Annotated in this window: 25 protein-coding genes and 1 pseudogene; 7 read left to right on the top strand and 19 right to left on the bottom strand. The window is 41.4% G+C overall.

The window, feature by feature from the left end; all coding sequences use genetic code 11:
- Positions 1-54 precede the first annotated feature (54 nt).
- Positions 55-978 (bottom strand): cysteine synthase A, encoded by a 924-nt coding sequence (cysK, locus tag QUF78_RS06570; RefSeq protein WP_289324048.1) that lies wholly within the window; start codon positions 976-978, stop codon positions 55-57.
- Between the two features lie 306 nt (positions 979-1,284).
- Here cysK and QUF78_RS06565 point away from each other — a divergent pair, with 306 nt between their 5' ends.
- Positions 1,285-1,473 (top strand): YhzD family protein, encoded by a 189-nt coding sequence (locus QUF78_RS06565; RefSeq protein WP_289324047.1) that lies wholly within the window; start codon positions 1,285-1,287, stop codon positions 1,471-1,473.
- 73 nt (positions 1,474-1,546) lie between these two features.
- Here the strand turns inward: QUF78_RS06565 and QUF78_RS06560 are convergent, their stop codons facing one another.
- On the bottom strand, positions 1,547-2,338 hold the full coding sequence (locus QUF78_RS06560) for an enoyl-CoA hydratase (RefSeq protein ID WP_370016987.1): 792 nt from the start codon (positions 2,336-2,338) through the stop codon (positions 1,547-1,549).
- A 96-nt stretch (positions 2,339-2,434) separates the two neighbouring features.
- Complete coding sequence (locus tag QUF78_RS06555; protein ID WP_289324045.1) at positions 2,435-4,051, bottom strand: long-chain fatty acid--CoA ligase; 1,617 nt, start codon at positions 4,049-4,051, stop codon at positions 2,435-2,437.
- Positions 4,052-4,546: 495 nt separating this feature from the next.
- On the opposite strand from QUF78_RS06555, the gene QUF78_RS06550 reads away from it, so the two are divergent.
- Positions 4,547-5,425, top strand: coding sequence for a dimethylarginine dimethylaminohydrolase family protein (locus tag QUF78_RS06550; protein WP_289324044.1), 879 nt, complete (start codon positions 4,547-4,549; stop codon positions 5,423-5,425).
- A 330-nt stretch (positions 5,426-5,755) separates the two neighbouring features.
- On the opposite strand, the gene QUF78_RS27760 is transcribed toward QUF78_RS06550, so the two are convergent.
- From QUF78_RS27760 to QUF78_RS06500, 10 genes are all read right to left on the bottom strand, one after another.
- A complete protein-coding gene (locus QUF78_RS27760; protein WP_353957894.1) occupies positions 5,756-5,911 on the bottom strand; it encodes a hypothetical protein in 156 nt (51 codons plus the stop codon).
- Between the two features lie 141 nt (positions 5,912-6,052).
- Positions 6,053-6,448 carry a hypothetical protein gene (locus tag QUF78_RS06540; protein ID WP_289324043.1) on the bottom strand — a complete coding sequence of 132 codons (396 nt, stop codon included), beginning with the start codon at positions 6,446-6,448 and terminating at the stop codon, positions 6,053-6,055.
- A 172-nt stretch (positions 6,449-6,620) separates the two neighbouring features.
- Entirely contained in the window at positions 6,621-7,265 is a 645-nt protein-coding gene (locus QUF78_RS06535) for an urease accessory protein UreH domain-containing protein (RefSeq protein WP_289324042.1), read from the bottom strand.
- A 21-nt stretch (positions 7,266-7,286) separates the two neighbouring features.
- Entirely contained in the window at positions 7,287-8,102 is an 816-nt protein-coding gene (locus tag QUF78_RS06530) for an urease accessory protein UreD (protein ID WP_289324041.1), read from the bottom strand.
- Entirely contained in the window at positions 8,099-8,716 is a 618-nt protein-coding gene (gene ureG, locus QUF78_RS06525; RefSeq protein ID WP_289324040.1) for an urease accessory protein UreG, read from the bottom strand. Before ureG ends, QUF78_RS06530 begins: the two co-directional genes overlap by 4 nt.
- 49 nt (positions 8,717-8,765) lie before the next feature.
- Positions 8,766-9,452, bottom strand: a complete 687-nt coding sequence (locus QUF78_RS06520; protein ID WP_289324039.1) for an urease accessory protein UreF — start codon at positions 9,450-9,452, stop codon at positions 8,766-8,768.
- Entirely contained in the window at positions 9,445-9,891 is a 447-nt protein-coding gene (gene ureE, locus QUF78_RS06515) for an urease accessory protein UreE (protein WP_289324038.1), read from the bottom strand. The genes QUF78_RS06520 and ureE overlap by 8 nt, the downstream gene beginning before the upstream one ends.
- Positions 9,892-9,900: 9 nt before the next feature.
- Positions 9,901-11,610: an urease subunit alpha gene (ureC, locus tag QUF78_RS06510; protein WP_289324037.1), complete on the bottom strand. Its 1,710-nt coding sequence runs from the start codon at positions 11,608-11,610 to the stop codon at positions 9,901-9,903.
- A gap of 4 nt (positions 11,611-11,614) precedes the next feature.
- Positions 11,615-11,929, bottom strand: a complete 315-nt coding sequence (locus tag QUF78_RS06505) for an urease subunit beta (RefSeq protein ID WP_289324036.1) — start codon at positions 11,927-11,929, stop codon at positions 11,615-11,617.
- Positions 11,930-11,941: 12 nt separating this feature from the next.
- Positions 11,942-12,244 carry an urease subunit gamma gene (locus QUF78_RS06500; protein WP_289317572.1) on the bottom strand — a complete coding sequence of 101 codons (303 nt, stop codon included), beginning with the start codon at positions 12,242-12,244 and terminating at the stop codon, positions 11,942-11,944.
- 328 nt (positions 12,245-12,572) lie between these two features.
- Between QUF78_RS06500 and QUF78_RS06495 the strand changes: the two genes are divergently transcribed.
- From QUF78_RS06495 to QUF78_RS06485, 3 genes are all read left to right on the top strand, one after another.
- The gene (locus QUF78_RS06495) at positions 12,573-13,025 is read left to right on the top strand and encodes a DinB family protein (protein WP_289324035.1); all 453 of its coding nucleotides are present in this window, start codon (positions 12,573-12,575) and stop codon (positions 13,023-13,025) included.
- A gap of 115 nt (positions 13,026-13,140) precedes the next feature.
- The gene (locus QUF78_RS06490) at positions 13,141-13,314 is read left to right on the top strand and encodes a hypothetical protein (protein ID WP_289324034.1); all 174 of its coding nucleotides are present in this window, start codon (positions 13,141-13,143) and stop codon (positions 13,312-13,314) included.
- Complete coding sequence (locus QUF78_RS06485; protein ID WP_289324033.1) at positions 13,311-13,538, top strand: hypothetical protein; 228 nt, start codon at positions 13,311-13,313, stop codon at positions 13,536-13,538. The genes QUF78_RS06490 and QUF78_RS06485 overlap by 4 nt, the downstream gene beginning before the upstream one ends.
- Positions 13,539-13,692: 154 nt before the next feature.
- Here QUF78_RS06485 and QUF78_RS06480 read toward each other — a convergent pair whose 3' ends face one another.
- The 6 genes and pseudogenes from QUF78_RS06480 to QUF78_RS06455 form a co-directional block, all read right to left on the bottom strand.
- On the bottom strand, positions 13,693-13,968 hold the full coding sequence (locus tag QUF78_RS06480) for a transcriptional regulator SplA domain-containing protein (protein WP_483313833.1): 276 nt from the start codon (positions 13,966-13,968) through the stop codon (positions 13,693-13,695).
- A 115-nt stretch (positions 13,969-14,083) separates the two neighbouring features.
- Positions 14,084-14,950: a Cof-type HAD-IIB family hydrolase gene (locus tag QUF78_RS06475; RefSeq protein ID WP_289317575.1), complete on the bottom strand. Its 867-nt coding sequence runs from the start codon at positions 14,948-14,950 to the stop codon at positions 14,084-14,086.
- A gap of 148 nt (positions 14,951-15,098) precedes the next feature.
- Entirely contained in the window at positions 15,099-15,455 is a 357-nt protein-coding gene (locus QUF78_RS06470; RefSeq protein ID WP_289324032.1) for a YlbF/YmcA family competence regulator, read from the bottom strand.
- Positions 15,456-15,528: 73 nt separating this feature from the next.
- Positions 15,529-16,026 (bottom strand): DUF445 family protein, encoded by a 498-nt coding sequence (locus QUF78_RS06465; RefSeq protein ID WP_289324031.1) that lies wholly within the window; start codon positions 16,024-16,026, stop codon positions 15,529-15,531.
- Positions 15,998-16,600, bottom strand: a pseudogene (locus QUF78_RS06460) (DUF445 family protein). Before QUF78_RS06460 ends, QUF78_RS06465 begins: the two are co-directional and overlap by 29 nt.
- 239 nt (positions 16,601-16,839) lie before the next feature.
- Positions 16,840-17,046, bottom strand: a complete 207-nt coding sequence (locus tag QUF78_RS06455) for a hypothetical protein (protein WP_289324030.1) — start codon at positions 17,044-17,046, stop codon at positions 16,840-16,842.
- Here QUF78_RS06455 and QUF78_RS06450 point away from each other — a divergent pair.
- Positions 17,045-18,097: a YheC/YheD family endospore coat-associated protein gene (locus tag QUF78_RS06450; protein WP_289324029.1), complete on the top strand. Its 1,053-nt coding sequence runs from the start codon at positions 17,045-17,047 to the stop codon at positions 18,095-18,097. The genes QUF78_RS06455 and QUF78_RS06450 overlap by 2 nt on opposite strands.
- 16 nt (positions 18,098-18,113) lie before the next feature.
- Positions 18,114-19,184 carry a YheC/YheD family endospore coat-associated protein gene (locus QUF78_RS06445; RefSeq protein ID WP_289324028.1) on the top strand — a complete coding sequence of 357 codons (1,071 nt, stop codon included), beginning with the start codon at positions 18,114-18,116 and terminating at the stop codon, positions 19,182-19,184.

The following is a 19,184-nucleotide window of genomic DNA, read 5'->3' as shown; positions in this document are numbered from 1 at the left end:
AAAAAGACCGAATGGCGTGAACATTGTTCCATGCACGGCATTCGGTCTTTTTCATTAATTAAAAATATCCATACTTAAATAGCGTTCTCCATTATCCGGTGCAATGCATAATACCCTTTTTCCACTTCCAAGACGACGAGCTTCCTGCAGGGCAGTCCAGACAGAAGCACCGCCTGAAGGTCCAATCAATATACCTTCCTTCGAAGCCATATCCTTCATGGTAGAAATGGCATCTTCATCAGCCACTTGAACGATTTCATCAAATACCTCTGTATTTAAAATGCTTGGGATAAAACCTGGGCTCGTACCCACTAATTTATGAGGGCCAGGCTTTCCGCCCGAAAGAACAGGAGAACCCTTAGGCTCGACAACGACAACCCTTAAATCCAGCAGTTGTTCTTTTAATGCTTCACCTGTACCGGTTATCGTTCCTCCCGTTCCAGCAGTAGCGACAAACACATCCAGGTTTCCATCCATCTGATCTAGAATCTCGACTGCAGTCGTCACTCTGTGAATATCAGGGTTTGCTTGGTTTTCGAATTGCTGCGGAATAAAGCTATTGGGAATCTCCGCGGCGAGCTCCTCAGCTTTACGAATGGCTCCAGGCATCCGCTCTGATGCAGGGGTGAGGACAACTTCCGCTCCGTATGCCTTTAATATATTGATTCTTTCTTTTGACATATTATCCGGCATGACCATAATGGCCCGATAACCCTTTGCCGCGGCATTCATTGCAAGCCCAATGCCTGTATTTCCTGATGTTGGCTCTATGATCGTGGCCCCTGATTGAATGATTCCATCCAATTCAGCCTGCCTAATTAAGTTGAAGGCAGCCCGATCTTTTACACTGCGGCTCGGATTGAAATATTCAAGTTTCACAAATACTTCCGCGTCACCCTCCGCTGTTAAATGATTAATTCTGACAACAGGTGTATCTCCTATCAATTCCGTGATATTATTAACGATTCTTACTGTCATTCAAAAAAACTCCCTTCGATCCATACACTTTCCCTCAAGATTATTATATCATTTATGAATTTTCATTAAAGAGAGAATTCCTCTAGTATAAATAGGTTTTATTCTCATTCAAAAGGAAAAAAACTATAAAGTTTGTTCGGTATAGTTATTTTCCATCATTATTGAAGATATACAGTTACTCTTCAATATTCTCAGTGTTAATACATTGCTCTGACATAATAATAGTCAAAATTAACAGATAATGATAAAATTTTTATAACAGTACCTATCTTTAGACAGTATTATATTGAAAAGGGAGTTTTAAAAATGAACAGAATATACAAATTAACCGTTTTTGAACCGTCAGGGGAAAAACTATTGGATGAATCATTTACAGCCGAGAATGATGAACAAGCAAAAGAATTGGGACAAAATCTATTGATTGAAAAAAACTATCAAGATCAAACACATCGCTGTACATCACCTTCAGGTGCACTATTACTTTTTCACCGCTGATTTTTAATGGGAGCGCAATCATTTTAAACTAGTTAGAGAAAGGCCGTCACAATAAAGTGACGGCCTTTCAAATTCATTTTCCGATGAAGTTCGGTTTCCTTTTTTCCACGAAAGCCTTTATTCCCTCTTGGTGATCCGCTGTTTGACGCATTTTCATTTGAGCGGCTTTTTCAATCTCAAGCATCTTAATTAATAGTGGGCGATTTTTTTCACTAAGGATCTTTTTCGTTTTTATCATGGCTTGAACTGGGCTTTGCAGCCACGTTTGCACTTTCTTCTCTACCGCATGTTCCAAGGTTCCGTCTGCCACTTCATGAATGAGGCCCTTTTCTTTAGCTTCGAGCGCTGTTAGCACTTTACCTTCCCAGATCAACTCTTTTGCACCTACTTCACCAAGACGACGCTCAAGGAAAAAGTGTCCGCCGCCATCAGGAATTAATCCAATTCCGATAAAATTCATTGCAATTTTACTATCCGAATCTGCAATAAGATGATCGGTTGCAAGAGCTATACTCAATCCAAGCCCTGCGGCTGCACCATGAATGGCACTGATGGTCAGTTTAGGCATGAAATATAAGGTGGTGACCAATTCACTGATTCCATCCATCAGGTCATCGAAAGCGTTTTCTTCGCCAGGCGAGAGCATCATCTTAATATCCCCGCCAGCGGAAAATGCTTTCCCATTCCCTTTTAAAATGACGACGTCCACTTCTTCATTCTCACTTACTTCCTTAAGTGCATAAATAAAGTCATGCAGCATTTGCGGATTCAAAGAGTTCATGGCCTCTGGACGGTTCATTGCAACAGTAGCCTTCCGGTCCGAATATGTGACTAAAACAGTGCCTGCAGGTGATGTCGATTCAATACTCAATTTATTTCCTCCTCTTTCCTTCTATAACTCTATTATATATTTTTCATTCGTTATCAGAATAGGGCGAAAAGTTACAATTAAACAAACATACTATTTCTTGATATATTTATCCTGAAGCTGATCTCGCAAAGCCCTTTTCAAAAACTTCCCAACACCCGTTTTCGGAATATCATCCAAAAAGACCACTTCATCCGGCAGCCACCATTTTGCAAACTGCGGCTTTAAAAATTCGATGATTTCTTCTTGAGGCACTTGTCCCTTGTATGCGTCCTTCAAAACAACACAGGCAATCGGTCGTTCCTGCCACTTTTCGTGAGGCACTGCAATTACTGCCGCCTCAAATATTCCTTCATGGGCCATTAATGCATTCTCTATATCTACGGAAGAAATCCACTCACCCCCGCTTTTAATCAAGTCTTTAGTCCGGTCGACGATTTTCACGAATCCTTCTTCATCAATCGTGACAACATCCCCGGTATACAGCCAGCCATCTTTAAACGTATCCCCTGACCGCTCATCTTTAAAATATTCATTCGCTATCCAAGGACCCCTGATTAGTAATTCGCCCATTTCCTTTCCATCAGGCTTTACTTCGCCTTCCTGACCGATCACTTTAATTTCAATCATTGGCGAGACAAGGCCCTGCTTAGCCTTCAACTCATAAAGTTCTTCTTCAGGGAGGTCTTCCTGATAGCTTTTTGGTTTGGAAACAAAAACGAGCGGGCTTGTTTCAGTCATTCCATAGGCATGCAGGAATGGTATCCCATACTTTTGTTCAAATGTTTTAATCATGCTTTTCGGGGCAGCCGACCCTCCGCATAAAACAGCGCGAATGCTGCTCGTATCATGGCTGCCTTCTTCTAGCTCCTTCAATAATCCCATCCATATCGTCGGAACCCCTGCTGCAATTGTGACCTTCTCCGTTTCTATAAGTTCAGCCAAAATCTTTGGGGTGAAATAAGGTCCCGGCAAAACCATCTTAGTGCCAAACCAAACACTGGCAAAAGGCATGCCCCAAGCATTTACATGAAACATGGGCACTACAGGAAGGGCCACATCACGTTCACTTAAAGCTGTAGAATCGGCAAGCCCCAGTGCAATCGCATGCAACAAAATTCCACGATGTGAATAAACCACCCCTTTTGGATTCCCGGTCGTGGCGGAAGTATAACATATGCCGGCAGGAGCATTTTCATCCAAGGTTTGAATGAATGGCTGTTTCGGATTCCCTTCGGCTAATAGTTTTTCGTAATGATAAATAGGTGAAAGGGTCGTTTCAGGCAGCTCATCTTTATCCGTCATTATGATATATCCTTCCACCGTCGTTAACTCATCTTTAATCGCTTCCAACAGGGGGATGACATCCGGATCTATCAGTAATAATCGATCTTCCGCACTATTGACGATATAAGAAACATGTTGAGGGGACAGGCGCATATTAATTGTATGTAGGACAGCACCATGACAAGGAATCGCAAAATAAGCTTCTAAATGACGATGATGGTTCCAAGCGAGTGTTCCAATCCGGTCACCTGTTTTAATACCGAATTTTTCAAGGTTACTAGTCAGCCTTCTTGTACGCTCAGCAATCTCTGCATATGTAAAAGTGTGAATTCCACCATCCGTACGCGAAACTACCTCTTTCTTCGGAAAATATTTTTCAGCTCTCTCAATGATTTGAGTCATGATCAATGGTGTATCCATCATTACAATCTCCCCCTAATATTGAAAACGTCTTCATTATATATTCGACCAGAAAAAAAATAATCCTTTTTCCCTAGGTGCGTTTTACGATTATTTTGAATTTGGGGTTATCTTGAAGATATTTCAAATAAAAAAAGGATCTAAACTAGATCCCTTTTTTTGATATTCTATTTGCCTGATTTCTTAGAATGCGGAAGCTCGTCAATGTTCCGTTTTACGATTATCCATTCGTCCATTGGACTTAGAAATTTAAACCATCATTAGTCCTTATCTAAAAAAACAAAATCCTGTAATGACTTTACCTTCGATCCATGGAAAGCTCTTTTAAATAGAGTAAGGATTCTTCTGCATAGGTATAAATTAAATCGTAAATTATTTCAGTATAAAAAGCAATCTACTCTAAAGAAGATTAAAGAGACCACGACTTATTTTTTATGTTTCTTTCTAGAAAAAAGAGGAAATAGTAAAGATACAATTATATTTAGAGGGAGCTCATTTATGGTAAACAAAATAAACGATGAACTAGAAGCTTATTGTGCGAGTGAATATTCAAAGCTATCACGGGTGATCGTCTGTGAACCTCGTCATATGGAAATCAGGGAGATCATTAACGAAACTCAAAAAGAGTTTCAAGAAGAAAATATCGATCAGGCACTTGCCTTGAAGCAGCACGCCGAATTTATAAAGGCTCTTGAAAATGAAGGGATTGAAGTCATAAAACTTCCGCCCGAATTAACATATCCAGAACAAGTCTTTACGAGAGATATCGGTTTCACTCTTGGCAATACCGTTTACGTTGCTGAGTTGGCAACAGGTATCAGGCAGGGTGAAGAACAAATATTGAAATCCTGGCTCGAAACGAATGGTATCTCATTTTTCAACCTTCTCAAAAATCATATTGAGGGCGGGGATGTCCTTATAGACGGAAAGACCATCTATATTGGAATCAGTGAAAGAACGGATGAATCATCCGTCAAGCATCTTCAAACCCTATTACCTGAATACGATATCATCGCGGTTCCTTTCATTGAAACGTTCCTTCATTTAGATTGTGTTTTCAATATCATATCACCGACAGAGGCGCTTATTTTTCCAGAGTCCTTTACAAAAAAAGAGATGGATTTATTAGCTTCACGTTATGACATGATTGAAGTGACTAAAGAAGAACAATTCACATTAGGAACAAACGTGCTTTCGATTGGGAATAAAAAATTATTCAGTCTTCCTTGTAATAAACAGGTAAATAGTGAGCTTCGTAAACGCGGATACGAAGTCATTGAAGTCGATATAAGCGAAATCATCAAGTCCGGTGGCTCTTTCCGTTGTTGCACCATGCCACTATTGAGGACAACGAATAAGAAGACTGACCCAGCCTGAGCAGAACGAAAGAAACCCGACTTGTATTGAAGTCCGGTTTCTCAGGACAGTAGGCAAACTCGATCAAAATCGAGTTTACCTACTGTTTTTTTATGGCTTGTACATTTGATTGGAAGTCTCGCACCTTCCGCTCCAATCAACTTTGTTACAAAATTCAGATAGAAACCATACCTGAGGAGTTGAAGGTATTGCTTTGGGTTAAATATAATAAACGTGTTCTATCCCCAATATTTCCCTTTGAGCTTTTCTAATCTTGGATTAAGTTTATGTAATCAACCTTTTCTGGTTCATTTAATTCGCATTTAATATGGCGTTTTGATGCTAAAATAACTAAACCTTCAACGGGATATGCAACGTCTTGGTGAGCATAAAATATTCAGATTCGACTATTACACCACCCTCTGCTTCTACTTCCCCACTTGTCAAAGCACAGCTTAAACATTCAACTTCCACCGTTTTTCCATTAGATAAAGTAATTTTCCTCATATGTCCCTCTAAAGTTTACACCTTAAAAATCCGGCTACGTTAAATAACTCTAACTCTGATGATATTCGGGCACATGAGAGTTCTAAATACAATAAAAAGATGCTTGTCTGGCATTTCGAAAGTACGGATCTCCTCCTTTCATTAATGCAGCAGTCTTAATATAGTTTCAGAATCCTTTCTATTTAACTGTACATACTGGCTATGTTCATCCTTCGTCAATTCTACAATATTTTCATCAGTATTTACCCAAACATAAAATACAGCTATTTTACCCTCGCTTTTTTCATCATTAAAATAAAAGATGAAGTCCGCCTTAGAATGATCCTTTTCCAATGTAAATTCTTCCCAATCAGCATTTTTTACTATTTCTTTTGTTTTTTCTGTTTTCCCCATTTCTATCTTTTCTTTATATGCTTCGAATTTGTAGTTTTTCCCTTCATATTTTTGAATGGAAATATGTTCTTGCTTTGTTGTACAACCTGCAGTTAACGTTATTGCTAATAGGCTAAGTGCAAGCAGGAATGGTTTCCTTTTCATTAAATGCCACCTCCTCATACCTAAGTGGATTAATTATCCAATATATTTCATTATACTAGTCCACTCAAAAGAGTTATAGCAATGTTTATTGATTTATTAGCAGCAAAAAAACCCTCAAGCTTTTGACTTGAGAGTTCCTTCCCCCGGTATCCCTTGGGATGATAGCCTGCATTCAACCAAACCAAACAGAAAATAGTTCCTCGTTGATGCCCAGATTGTACATATAATAGATACCGAAAACTGTGCTTATCACACCAGTCAACCGGATGAGTGAACGATTGACTTTTTTGGAAGAAGAACTTCTAACAAAGGGGATGCTTAAAATCGTGGTGAACAGAAGCATGCCTATACAAGTACCTACACCAAATATGATAATGTAGATTGCCCCCTGCCACGCTGCATCTATCGTACTCATAGTTAGAAGGACCATTGCAGCACTGCCGGCAAGTCCGTGGACAATTCCCACTAACATCGATTTCAGATAGGTAGCCCGGCCTGTATGGTCATGCTGCTCAGTTTGCTTCCAAGAAAAAATCGTCGTGATACCTAAATAAACCAACATGATTCCCACAAGAAATTCCAATGACATTGCCCAAGCTTCCGGAATTTCGTTTTTCAAAAGGATCAGGATGACACCGAACACCAAAAGAGTAAGTGTATGGCCGATTCCCCAAAATACGCCTGCAAGTGAAGATTTCCATATTTTCTTGCTTTGGCTCGCAATCGTAGAAACGGCAATGATATGATCGGGCTCCAGGGCATGCTTGATGCCTAATGCAAATCCAATCGCCAAAACCAGCAATAAACTCATTTCCATAAAACCCCTCCTTTCCCTTTGCTAATATTTACGATAAAAGATTGCATCCTCCCGCAGGACTCTCCTTCGGAATAGATCCTCACAAACAGAAAATACCTTTTCTATCTGTTGAGTTTGATTCGCTAATATCCGCAGTATGAAACCACGTATTGGCAGCCGGGAAAAACCTATTCTAACATTGCTTCTTAACGGGGAAAGCATTTCATCCAGTTCGTTAATGATTTCCCCATCCACCTCTTCATGTATCAATAATAATGAGCCAAAATGACTGTATCCTTCCAATAAGAGCACAGAGTCCATCTCGTCTGAAGGATTCAGAAGCAAGTGGTCCATTATCAGCCTTTTACCATCATGGAACACGTTTAGTTTGGAGCGGATCCAATCATATGTAAATTTCGTCTTACTCTCTGACCATCCCGGTGTAAATATATCCGTCAGCAACAATCCCGCCCCGCTTTCCATATGTATCGTCGTATCCTGAATATATCGAGCAGATTCATAGGCAATTACAGGGTCCTGCACATAGGTAAGAAAACTCCCCTTTTTTAATACCAGCTCGGTTTCCTGCACTGCCGGCTCATCCATCGTTTTGTATATCTTTGTCGCAGACTGTGTTGTCAACGTCATTGTAGCCCCTTCTTCCAAACAAAAAAGCTGATGGTACTTGTCACCACCTACATAGCCGCCTCCAACATGAATGAGAAAGTAGGTAGGTGAAAGTTCATCAAGAAACACAGGACGGGACAATTTGAATGCCCCGTCATAATAAGTATCCTTCACTATTGTACGATCATTTTTCAGTACCGCCTTTAAGCGAATGCTGCCTGTCCAACTCACCGCTCAAGTCCTATAAAAAATGCCTCTGACTTTATCCAGTTCACGACATCAGTCAATCCCTTTTCGTCTTTTAAGTTAGTAAAAAAGAAAGGTTTATCCCCTCGGGTCGTTAATGTATCCCTCTCCATCACTTCCAGACTTGCTCCTACATACGGGGCCAAGTCCGTTTTATTAATGATGAATAAATCCGATTTAATCATTCCCTGGCCACCTTTCCGGGGGATTTTCTCCCCTTGTGCGACATCAATGATATAGATGGAAAAGTCAACGAGTTCAGGGCTGAAGGTCGCCGCTAAATTATCACCGCCGCTCTCCACAAAAATCAAATCCAGTTCCGGATGGAGTTCCATCAATTCATCAATGGCTGCAAAGTTCATCGAAGCGTCCTCACGTATCGCTGTATGCGGACAGCCGCCAGTTTCCACACCGATGATGCGATTTTCAGGAAGTACACCATTTTTCATTAAAAACAGCGCATCTTCTTTTGTATATATATCATTCGTTACAACTGCCATGCTGAAGTCCTTTTCCATTACCCGTGTCAGCTTCTCGACAAGCATCGTTTTTCCTGCACCAACCGGGCCGCCTACACCTATTTTGACTACTTGTTTCATCTATATCGATTTACCTCCATATGAGATAAATCTGTCACCTCTTTTCTGGTTAACTCATGAATAGTCTTACATGTAATTGCTCATGCCTCATTTGAGCGATTTCCAATCCCGGCAGTGTCCGTCCGAGTTCATCCTCCGGAAGACTTTTAATGAATGCAACAGCTGTCTGGATAATATCATGTGTCCATAATAAGAGGGATTGTCCAGCTGTCTGACCCAAAGGGATTCCTCTTACTGCATTTTGGATCAACGAGGATACGCCTGCATACAAACAGGCATGAATGGCCATTTCTACGGTAATATTCAGTTCGGTACATACAAGCGCAAATACAATGGCCGGATGTCCATAACATTGTTTTCCTTGGATTTTCTTCAAGTATGCCGATAACTCTTCGGACGGATATAAGTTCGAGCATAGTTTAGCCATCTGCTGTCCAATTCTTTTCGAGGCCTCCCTGGATTCCCGGGCCGAACATGCGGCATAAAGCTTCTCATCCAGATCCCATATTCCTTCAGCCCTATGACTTGTTACGAATTCATATGCAAGCCGGCACCCCAGTCCATCTGTATAGGTTAAAGATTTTGAAATGTATACCTTCAAAAACGCCTTTAAAGAAGCTGCATCATGTACCTTCCCTTCTTGAATGTAGGTCTCCATCCCGAATGAATGGGAGAACGACCCAGAAGGAAAATTGGAATCACAAAGCTGGATCAACGGAAACAAACGTTCAATCATGTGAATGGCCGATGTGACGGAATGCCTGCTTCACCTTTCTCTTTTCACGGCGAAACGGTATATCCAGTTCCATTAAAAGCTCTTCCACCAGGTAATCATATTGAACAAGCATTTCATCGCCATCAAACTGGGCAGGTAAGTGGCGATTTCCCAATTGATGCGCTATATCGCCCATCTGCCCTAGGGTTGTAGGCATGATCGTCAAAATATCGTCATCTATCGTATGGATCACAATCATATTATTTTCATCCATATAAAGGATGTCCCCATCCATCAAATCCTTGTTTTCTTTAAGGCGTATCCCAATTTCATTTCCATGATCCGTTTTAACCCTTAGTATCCGTTTTCTTAATGCATCGCTTTCCAGATAAACCTTTTCCATATGCTTCGCCTTTTTTTCAATAAACTCTATATTTCCCAATACTTCTTCAACTATCATGCCATCACCTCAGAATAAAAAGTATCGTTGCGCCATCGGCAGGATTTCCGCTGGCTCACACGTAATTAAATCACCATCCACCGTCACTTCATATGTTTGCGGATCAACTTCTATAACGGGGGTCTCCCCGTTTAACTTCATATCTTTTTTTGTAAGATTGCGAATGTTCGAGACAGTCTTCACTATTTTTTTCAACCCAAGGTCATCATGAATTCCCGCTTCATATGACGCTTTTGACAGGAACGTAATCGACGTACTCGCAACGGCCTTTCCAAAACTTGCAAACATCGGGCGATATAACACGGGTTGCGGCGTTGGAATCGAGGCATTAGGATCCCCCATCATACTGTGCGCAATCATGCCCCCTTTTAGAATCATGTCCGGTTTAACCCCGAAAAAGGCAGGATCCCATAGCACCAAGTCCGCGAATTTCCCTTCTTCCACAGATCCGACGACATCAGAGATTCCATGTGTGATTGCAGGATTTATCGTATATTTTGCAACATAACGCTTAACACGGAAATTGTCTCCTTCCCCTGCCTCCTCTAACATTTTGCCACGCTGCTTTTTCATCTTATCGGCTGTCTGCCATGTCCGCAGGATAACTTCACCTACACGGCCCATTGCTTGGGAATCGGAGCTAATCATGCTAAAAACGCCCAGGTCATGCAGAATGTCTTCAGCGGCAATCGTCTCTTTTCTTATCCGGGAATCGGCAAAAGCGATATCTTCCGGAACGGATGGATCTAAATGATGGCATACCATCAGCATATCCAAATGCTCTTCCAACGTATTGATCGTGTATGGACGGGTAGGGTTCGTCGAGGACGGGAGAATATTGGGGTAACTAGCCGCCTTGATGATATCAGGGGCATGTCCCCCGCCCGCTCCTTCGGTATGATATGTATGAATGACACGGCCGTCGATGGCTTTGATCGTATCCTCGACGAAACCACCTTCATTTAGCGTGTCGGAATGAATCGCCACTTGAACATCATATTCATCTGCCACTATTAAACTAGTATCGATCGCTGCAGCCGTCGTACCCCAATCTTCATGTAATTTCAACCCGATCGCACCAGCTTCTATTTGTTCAACAAGCGGTTCTTTGGCCGAAGAATTGCCTTTGCCTAAAAAACCAAGGTTCATAGGGAAATGATCTGCCGCTTCGAGCATTTTATGTATATTCCAAGCTCCCGGAGTACAAGTCGTGGCATTCGTTCCCGTTGCAGGTCCGGTTCCCCCGCCGATCATTGTCGTGATCCCGCTTGATAGTGCAGTCTCGATTTGCTGCGGGGCAATGAAATGGATGTGGGCGTCAATCCCTCCGGCAGTAACGATTTTTCCTTCAGCTGCAATTATTTCGGTAGCGGCTCCTATCACCATTGTCACCCCATCCATCAATAGGGGATTTCCCGCTTTTCCGATAGCTGCAATATTTCCATCTTTCACGCCGATATCCGCCTTATAAACGCCGGTATAATCGATGATGATCGCGTTGGTGAAAACAAGATCCATCACTTCATCTCTTGTAGCGGTTGGATGTTGCCCCATACCATCACGGATTACTTTACCCCCGCCAAATTTCACTTCATCACCGTACTTTGTAAAATCCTTTTCCACTTCTATGAAAAGCTCGGTATCTGCCAATCTAATTAAATCTCCTGTTGTCGGACCAAACATGTCGGCATATTGCTTACGTGACATTTCATGGCTCATATTTTCACTCCTTATCAAGCGGACCATTCGTTTTATTGCTTAATCCATAAACTTCCCTCTTGCCACTGAATGGAACCAGCTCGATTTCCTTCGCATCCCCCGGCTCAAAACGGACAGCTGTACCGGCAGGAATGTTCAGTCTTTTCCCAAAAGCATCCTCACGATTGAACTCCAGACCAGTATTCACTTCATAAAAGTGAAAGTGTGAGCCAATCTGTATCGGACGGTCGCCCCTGTTGATGACAGTTATGACCGTTGGACTTTTCCCCTCGTTACATATGACCGGTTCTTTTTTCAAGATATATTCACCTGGTATCATGGAATTCCCCCTTTACTGAATCGGATTATGAACTGTCACAAGCTTTGTACCGTCCGGGAACGTCGCCTCAACTTGAATATCATGAATAATCTCTGGGATCCCTTCCATAACATCTTCACTTGAAAGAATCGTCCTTCCAAATTGCATCAATTCCGATACGGATTTCCCATCCCTGGCCCCTTCCACAATTTCATAGGTAATCAGGGCAATTGATTCAGGATAGTTCAATTTCAAGCCTCGATCTTTTCGCCTTCGTGCCAAATCTGCCGCCACTACAACCAATAACTTTTCCTGTTCTCTTGCTGTTAAACGCATACCCTCTCTCCTTTTACCAATCTATACCGTTAAAATACCTACCCCTTAAGTTCGGCTGCAACTCTTTCAATGCACCGTTTCAATCAATTACCATTATCCGATCCAACATTCCGTTCCTTAACTTTACATAGTTATGTAAGTTTACCTAACATTATTTTAATTATAATAAATTATCTGACAATTACAACCCTTAAAATGAAATTAATTGTAAATTGATAAGCCTTCCCCTTTTGAAAAGACTTATCTAAAATTTGATAATATTGAAATATCCTTGCTATAATTTCATGAGATAGTGTTTTGAAAAAAAGGATTAAAAGGGGAATGTAAAATGAATTATGTGAAAAATCAGCTGACAGCCATGCGCAGCAATCTTTTAAAAGAAATAGAGGGTATCAATCCAGAATTTATGGATGTGCAGCCTGAAGGTTTTAATAATACGATCCATTGGCACCTTGGACATGTTCTTACTGCAGCGGAAAAATTTTTATTGAACTCCAACAGTAATTTGCCAGAGAATTACGGCCAGTTATTCGGATATGGATCAAAACCCGCCAACTGGACCGGGGATGTACCATCCGTTGAAGTTTTAAAGCAACAACTGCAAGAACAACTTGGTCGTCTTCTTGAAATACCGGAGGAACGATTGACAGAAAAAGCTGCACAACCTTTCAACGGAATGGAAACAGTTGGAGAATTCATTAATTTCGTAGTCCTGCACGAAGCCAATCATATAGGACAAATTCACGCAATGAAACTCTTCATTAAAAAATCTACTAACTGATTTATCCACAAGCTGTCACTCTGTTTTTCTTGAAAAATGAGTGACAGTTTTTTAGATTTAAGTCGGCAACTTACCAGTCAAATATGTTGTTTTAATCACCAAAGTTTCCTGACATGTGAGTATGGGTGCGTTTACTCGTAAGTTTGAAGCAAATACTCGTGAGTTCCGGGCTTTTACTCGTGAATTGAGCATTACTCGTGAGTTTCCGGCTTTTACTCGTGAGTTTCGAGCTTTTACTCGTGAGTTTCGAGCGTTACTCGTGAGTTCCGGGCTTTTACTCGTGAATTGAGCATTACTCGTGAGCTCCAGGCTTTTACTCGTGAGTTTCCGGCTTTTACTCGTGAGTTCCGGGCTTTTACTCGTGCGTTCCGGCTTTTACTCGTGAGTTCGAGCGTTACTCGTGAGTTCCGGGCTTTTACTCGTGAGTTTCCGGCTTTTACTCGTGAGTTCCGGGCTTTTACTCATGAGTTTCGAACGTTACTCGTGAGTTCGGGGCTTTTACTCGTGAATTGAGCATTACTCGTGAGTTCGGGGCTTTTATGGGGCAAATCCATGCAATGCTGCGTGTGTTCGATGCTTCAAGCCAATAAACAAATGAAAGCCCCCACTTTAAAGCAGGGGCTTTCATTTGTTCATTCTCTCCCAGTACAGCGAAGTAAACACCACTTCAAGACATCTGATCGTGGTTATCCATAATATAATCACTGTATGCTTTTTCCGCAGCGGCTTCCGAAGAGAACAAAGCATCATCATCCTCAATCGTATGAAATGTTTCGTTCAGGAATAAGGCTACTGCATTGGGATCTTTTGGATGTGGGACAATTTCCGCTGCCCTTATATTCGAAACGGTAGGAACATGGGGATTATTATAAATTACAAACACCTCGTCACCGACTTGTACTTCTTTTGCATTGATAATACCCATTGAATTCTTCCTTTCCATTACTGATTTTCCTTTAGTTTATGGAAAGTTGCTTAGAATTATTTATGAAAAATAACAGCCTTGCAAAGCGGCATAATGTGAATGAGGCCCCTTCCATATGAAGGAGCCCCACCATTCACTTAAGCATATTCATCTTCTGCAGAAAATCGATTGGATGCTGTTTCCGGAAAAATTCCCTAAGCATATAGGCAACACCATCTTGATCATTGGAGCGCGTCACCCATTTTGCCACTTTCCTTACTTCCTCATCCGCGTTGCCCATGGCAACACCCAGACCGGAACCCGCAATCATCTCCAAATCATCCAATCCATCTCCAATCGAGACGATTTCCGTTCTTTTCACCTCTAAATGATCAGCTAAATACAATACACCGCTCCATTTGGAAACGCCCTTTGGAACAATTGTCAGCTTATGGCCCGGATGTAAGATTGCATCCACCTCTGGGAACATTTCCTTTATCAATTTCAGCATTTCATTTTGATCACTTTTTTCTGAAAATATTATGTCCATTTTCGTCGGGGCCATCGGATTGTCAATAAGCTCTTCACTGATATCATCCACATAATTTTGAGCATAAATATTTTGATCATTCAAATACATAACCGTTTTGCCAAGCAAATTCTCCGGGAGGTTCACCCGATTGCCCAGCGAGTATTTTTCATGAATGAGCAAAATTTGGCATGTGGTCTTTTCAAGCATTTGCACGAGTTCTGCAGTCAGTTCTTCTGAAATTCTTTTTACCATAATGGGCTTTTCAATGGAAGCTCCGACAAACGCTCCTTGTTGAGCAACGATCATCGGATTTATTTTTAGGGCTTTGGCCACTTTTTTTGCTGAGTGATAGTTTCTTGATGTCACAAGTGCAACATGGACACCTTTTTGGTGTACATAATCGATTGCTTCTTTTGTCGATTTATTTAAACGTCCATTTGACTGGAGCAATGTCCCGTCGATATTGACCGCAAGTAGACGATATACCATGCTGATCTCCCCCATCTGTAATATCCTCTTTAAAATTTATGACTAAAATTTAGAGAGTAGAACAAATAGTAGTTCACACCCCTTGCATACGGTACATTTCGGGAACAAAAAAAACTCCCAACCATTATAGAAGGGAGTCTCCAACTGCTTATTGCTGTTGTTCAGGCAAGCCATATAAATCTTCAAGCGGCTTCATGATAATTTTATTGAGGTCTGCGATGACCATGCTCATACGCTGTTCAGCTTCCATCAATTGTGAAATGGTTGTATTTTGTTGGACAAGCTGTACCGTCTTTTGTGCTTGCTCAACCTCTTCTGGAGCAATCTCCTGTCCCATCATTTGCTTTTGCTGCAATGACATTTGAAGATTACGGAAGTTTTCAAACATTCCTTTTGTTGCTTCATCAGAATTTACAAGATCATATAAGCGTTGCAAGTCCGCATATTCATTACTTGCCCTAATCGCCTTTTCCATTTCATACGCTGCATCATATACGTTACTCATGTATTTCCCCTCCCGGTAATCATTGTATTCCTACACCTTTTCCACTATAACAAATCCGATTGCGAATTACACGTCATCCTATCAAAACAGTTACGAAACCTTGAAATAATCCTATGATTCCACCAAGTAAGACCCCAAGGTATGTGATCATCGACAATTCCTTTTTAGTGATGTAAACGACCATGTCCTCAAGCCGGGACACCGAAAATGACGAAACTTGCTCTTCCACGAAGATCGGGACACCCTTTTCCACAATGCTGTTCGAAAAATTGGCAGTCAATTCACGAACCGGGTTATTCATCATACCAGCGAGAGGCATCATTTCTGCCGTTTTTTCTTTAATCCATTGTTTTATCGTTTCCTTACCAATCATTCCCTCGATTTTCTCTACATCCCATTTCTCGAGATTTCCCCACTCTTTCACCATCATCACTGACAATGTATCAATTGTTCGAGATTGTTCTAAGAATTTAATGATTTCCGGTTGGATCTTATCAATTAACTTTTCGTTTCCAATGAACATCTGAATTAAATTGATCAGCTTACTTACCCCGTTCCTTGAAAAAATCATCCAACATATCTTCAAGACGGCTTTTGCCTTCTGCACTGCCAAAATACTCTTTTCCCTTTTTCACGATGAAACGTGACAAATCAGGAATCGAGTCGAGGGCTTTTTGCTGAATGTGAGACGGGACGATATCCTTCAGGCTCTTGCTCCGATTCTCTTCCGACCATGTTTCATATTTACCAAGAATGAATGCTTGTAACCTCTGGTCTAACGTGAATGACGAATTCTTCATTCCCAATTGATCAAGCAATTGAGTTGCACTTTTTTCCGTGGACAATGCTTTCTTTACTTCTGCCTGAACAAAAATTTTCATATTCTGTATAGAGGCATCATTGATGACTTTGCTTTGAATGCTATCTAGGGTGATTAAATGATCAACCACCAATTTGCCTAACTGTTTGGCTAACTCATCCTGCCGCTTCGGAATCAACCCTGGTGTCTACGGCAACTGTTTCCCGAAAATATAGATTGGTTTATAAGGTCTGAACAGCATTCTGATAGCTAATAAATTAGTGAAGCCACCTATTACAGCACCTACGACGACCATAAACAGTATCTTTACCCAAAACTCACCCATGAAATTTCTCCTTTTATTTCTTAAATAGAGGCTTGATGACACCTTCTAATTAAAAAAACATAGAATGTGTTATCCACATTTGCCCATCATTAAATTATAAAAGGATATCAAACTTAGTGCAAACGGGGAATTATTATGAACCTTAACCATCAGAAAGTTTTCATTACGGTAAATCCCGCAGAGACTAGAAAGAAGGCGCTACTGTTTATCGAAGAAAAACTATTTGAGGAATGGGGCCTTCAATTTGGAGAACCCTTGACGATCATGGCTGGATGCCGTTCGGTCCCGGTACTTGTCCAGCCGTTCCCGTCATCCCAGCCTACATTGAAACTTTCATATGATATGAACCAAACTTTATCCTTACCCGTTTTATCCGATCCAATCTCCGTCTCATACCATGCGGAGGGACGGTCAATTAAAATAGGCCCGTTCTTCGCTTCACTCATGAACCAGACTCCCTTGCAAGACGGGACATTCGGCGAGATGGAAAAATTTTATCAGGAAATGAAATCATATTGTAATCAGCAGGGCGTCCCCTTCTATTTAGTAAAATTGCAGTCTCTTCAAGATGGAGTTGTGGAAGGCTACCTGCCAGGGCAAGATGGCTGGCAAACCTTGCCCCTCCCCATTCCTGATGTTTTTTATAACCGGATACACTCGCGCAAACTTGAGGAATCGCATTCTTTCAAGCTATTTAAAACTGAACTGGAGGAACGGTCAATACCGATGTTCAATGGAAGGTTCCTCTCCAAACATGATGTACATGAGCTGCTAATCTTAGAAGATGACCTGTTGCCAAATTTGCCAGAGACGATCCTTTTTAACCAAAAGGAATCTTTCTTGACATTTATAGAAAAGCATTCGGTAATCTACTTTAAACCCACATCAGGCAGCCAAGGCAGGAATATTTGCAGATTAACGCAAGTGGCTGAAAAATGGAAAATCGAGCAATCCGGGCATCTCCAAGATGTACATTTTGCTGATACGGATGAAAAGTTGTACGAAACCTTAAAAATATTTTCCAGAAAACAAGCCTTCATTCTTCAAAAAGGGATTTCCCTATTCGAAACCGATCAGAGAAAAGTTGATTTTCGCATACTTCTTCACCGGAACGATCAGCTTGAATGGAAAGTTTCATCAATGGTTGCCCGGATTGGGGACCCTGGTACTATCGTTTCCAATCTTGCACAAGGCGGATTGATGAAAAATGGGCCGGATTTTCTAAAGGAAGCATTTGACCTTCAGGACGCCAGCCGCATATATCAAAAGCTCGTACGGCTGGCTAACAACACTGCCCAGGCCTTGGTCGAAAACCATGACGATTCATTCGGTGAGCTAGGTATCGATTTAGCACTGGATACCGATAGCCATCCATGGATCATCGAAGTGAATTCAAAACCTTCGAAAAAATTTCATGGCAACTATGAAACGTTTCGTCCATCAGTAAAATCCATCATAGATTTCATGCTTGCCCTTAACCGCGAAAACCATCGATAAAAGGAGTTGCTAGCACGTGTTAATAGGATTAATGGCCGCGTCGGATACACATGAAAACAACTACTTCACCGAAATAGCCAAAAACGCTAAATCATTTAATATGAAAGTTTGTAAATTCTCACCGGAAAATATTGATATGGATCTGAAAAAAGTGCGCGGCGAGCGTTTTGATGCCGAGAACGAAACTTGGATCACCACATCTTTTGATTTACCTGATTTTGTATATGATCGCTGTTTTCACGGATTAGTCCGTGAGTCTACGGAAACACGACACAAAATCGATTGGTTAAAAGAAAACTCGAATTTCTTAGGGCTGGGCCTTCCTGGTAAGTGGGAAGTGTACCAAATCCTAAAAAACCATCCACACCTACAGGCATTTTTTCCAGAGACCGTACAAGTGACGACACCTGAAGATATTACCGGTCATTTGGAACGCCTGGATAAAATCATCATCAAACCTGAATTCGGTGAAGGTGGTACAGGAATCTATCTTCTTTCAAAAACCGAAGACGGGACCTTGGTTTCCATGACGAAAAAGGGCACCAAATATGACCGCCAATTCTCCTCCAAATCTCAGCTTAACAAATGGCTGCAGCATTTATTAAATCGATACCGTTACCTCTGCCAGCCATATTTGGAACTTCGCAACCAAAATAACGAGCCATTCGATTTACGGATCTTACTTCAAAAAAACGAGAAGAATCAATGGATGGAACGGGGACGCGGAATTCGTACGGGACAAAAGGATGGAATTACCTCAAATCTTGCCACAGGCGGGGAAGCCATTTCATTGGATACTTTCAACAAAAGGAACCCGGAAACGTTTTCGAATGCTGTCGAACAAAAGATTCAGCATATCCTTCGCACCCTGCCCGTAAAAACCGAAGCTGTCTTTGAAAGGTTATTCGAGTTGGGGATTGATCTAGGCATCGATAAAAAAGGCCAAATATGGATAATGGATATTAACTCGAAGCCCGGAAGGAAAATCATTCAGGCACTTCAGCCGGAGACAATGAAAGATATTCATCGCGCACCGTTTCAATATAGCCAGTATTTAGCCGAACATCTTCAGAAAGCAGGTGAATAG

The organism is Peribacillus sp. ACCC06369 (assembly GCF_030348945.1).
In the GTDB taxonomy this organism is placed as follows: Bacteria; Bacillota; Bacilli; order Bacillales; family DSM-1321; genus Peribacillus.
This window is presented reverse-complemented; position numbering and strand designations above follow the sequence as displayed.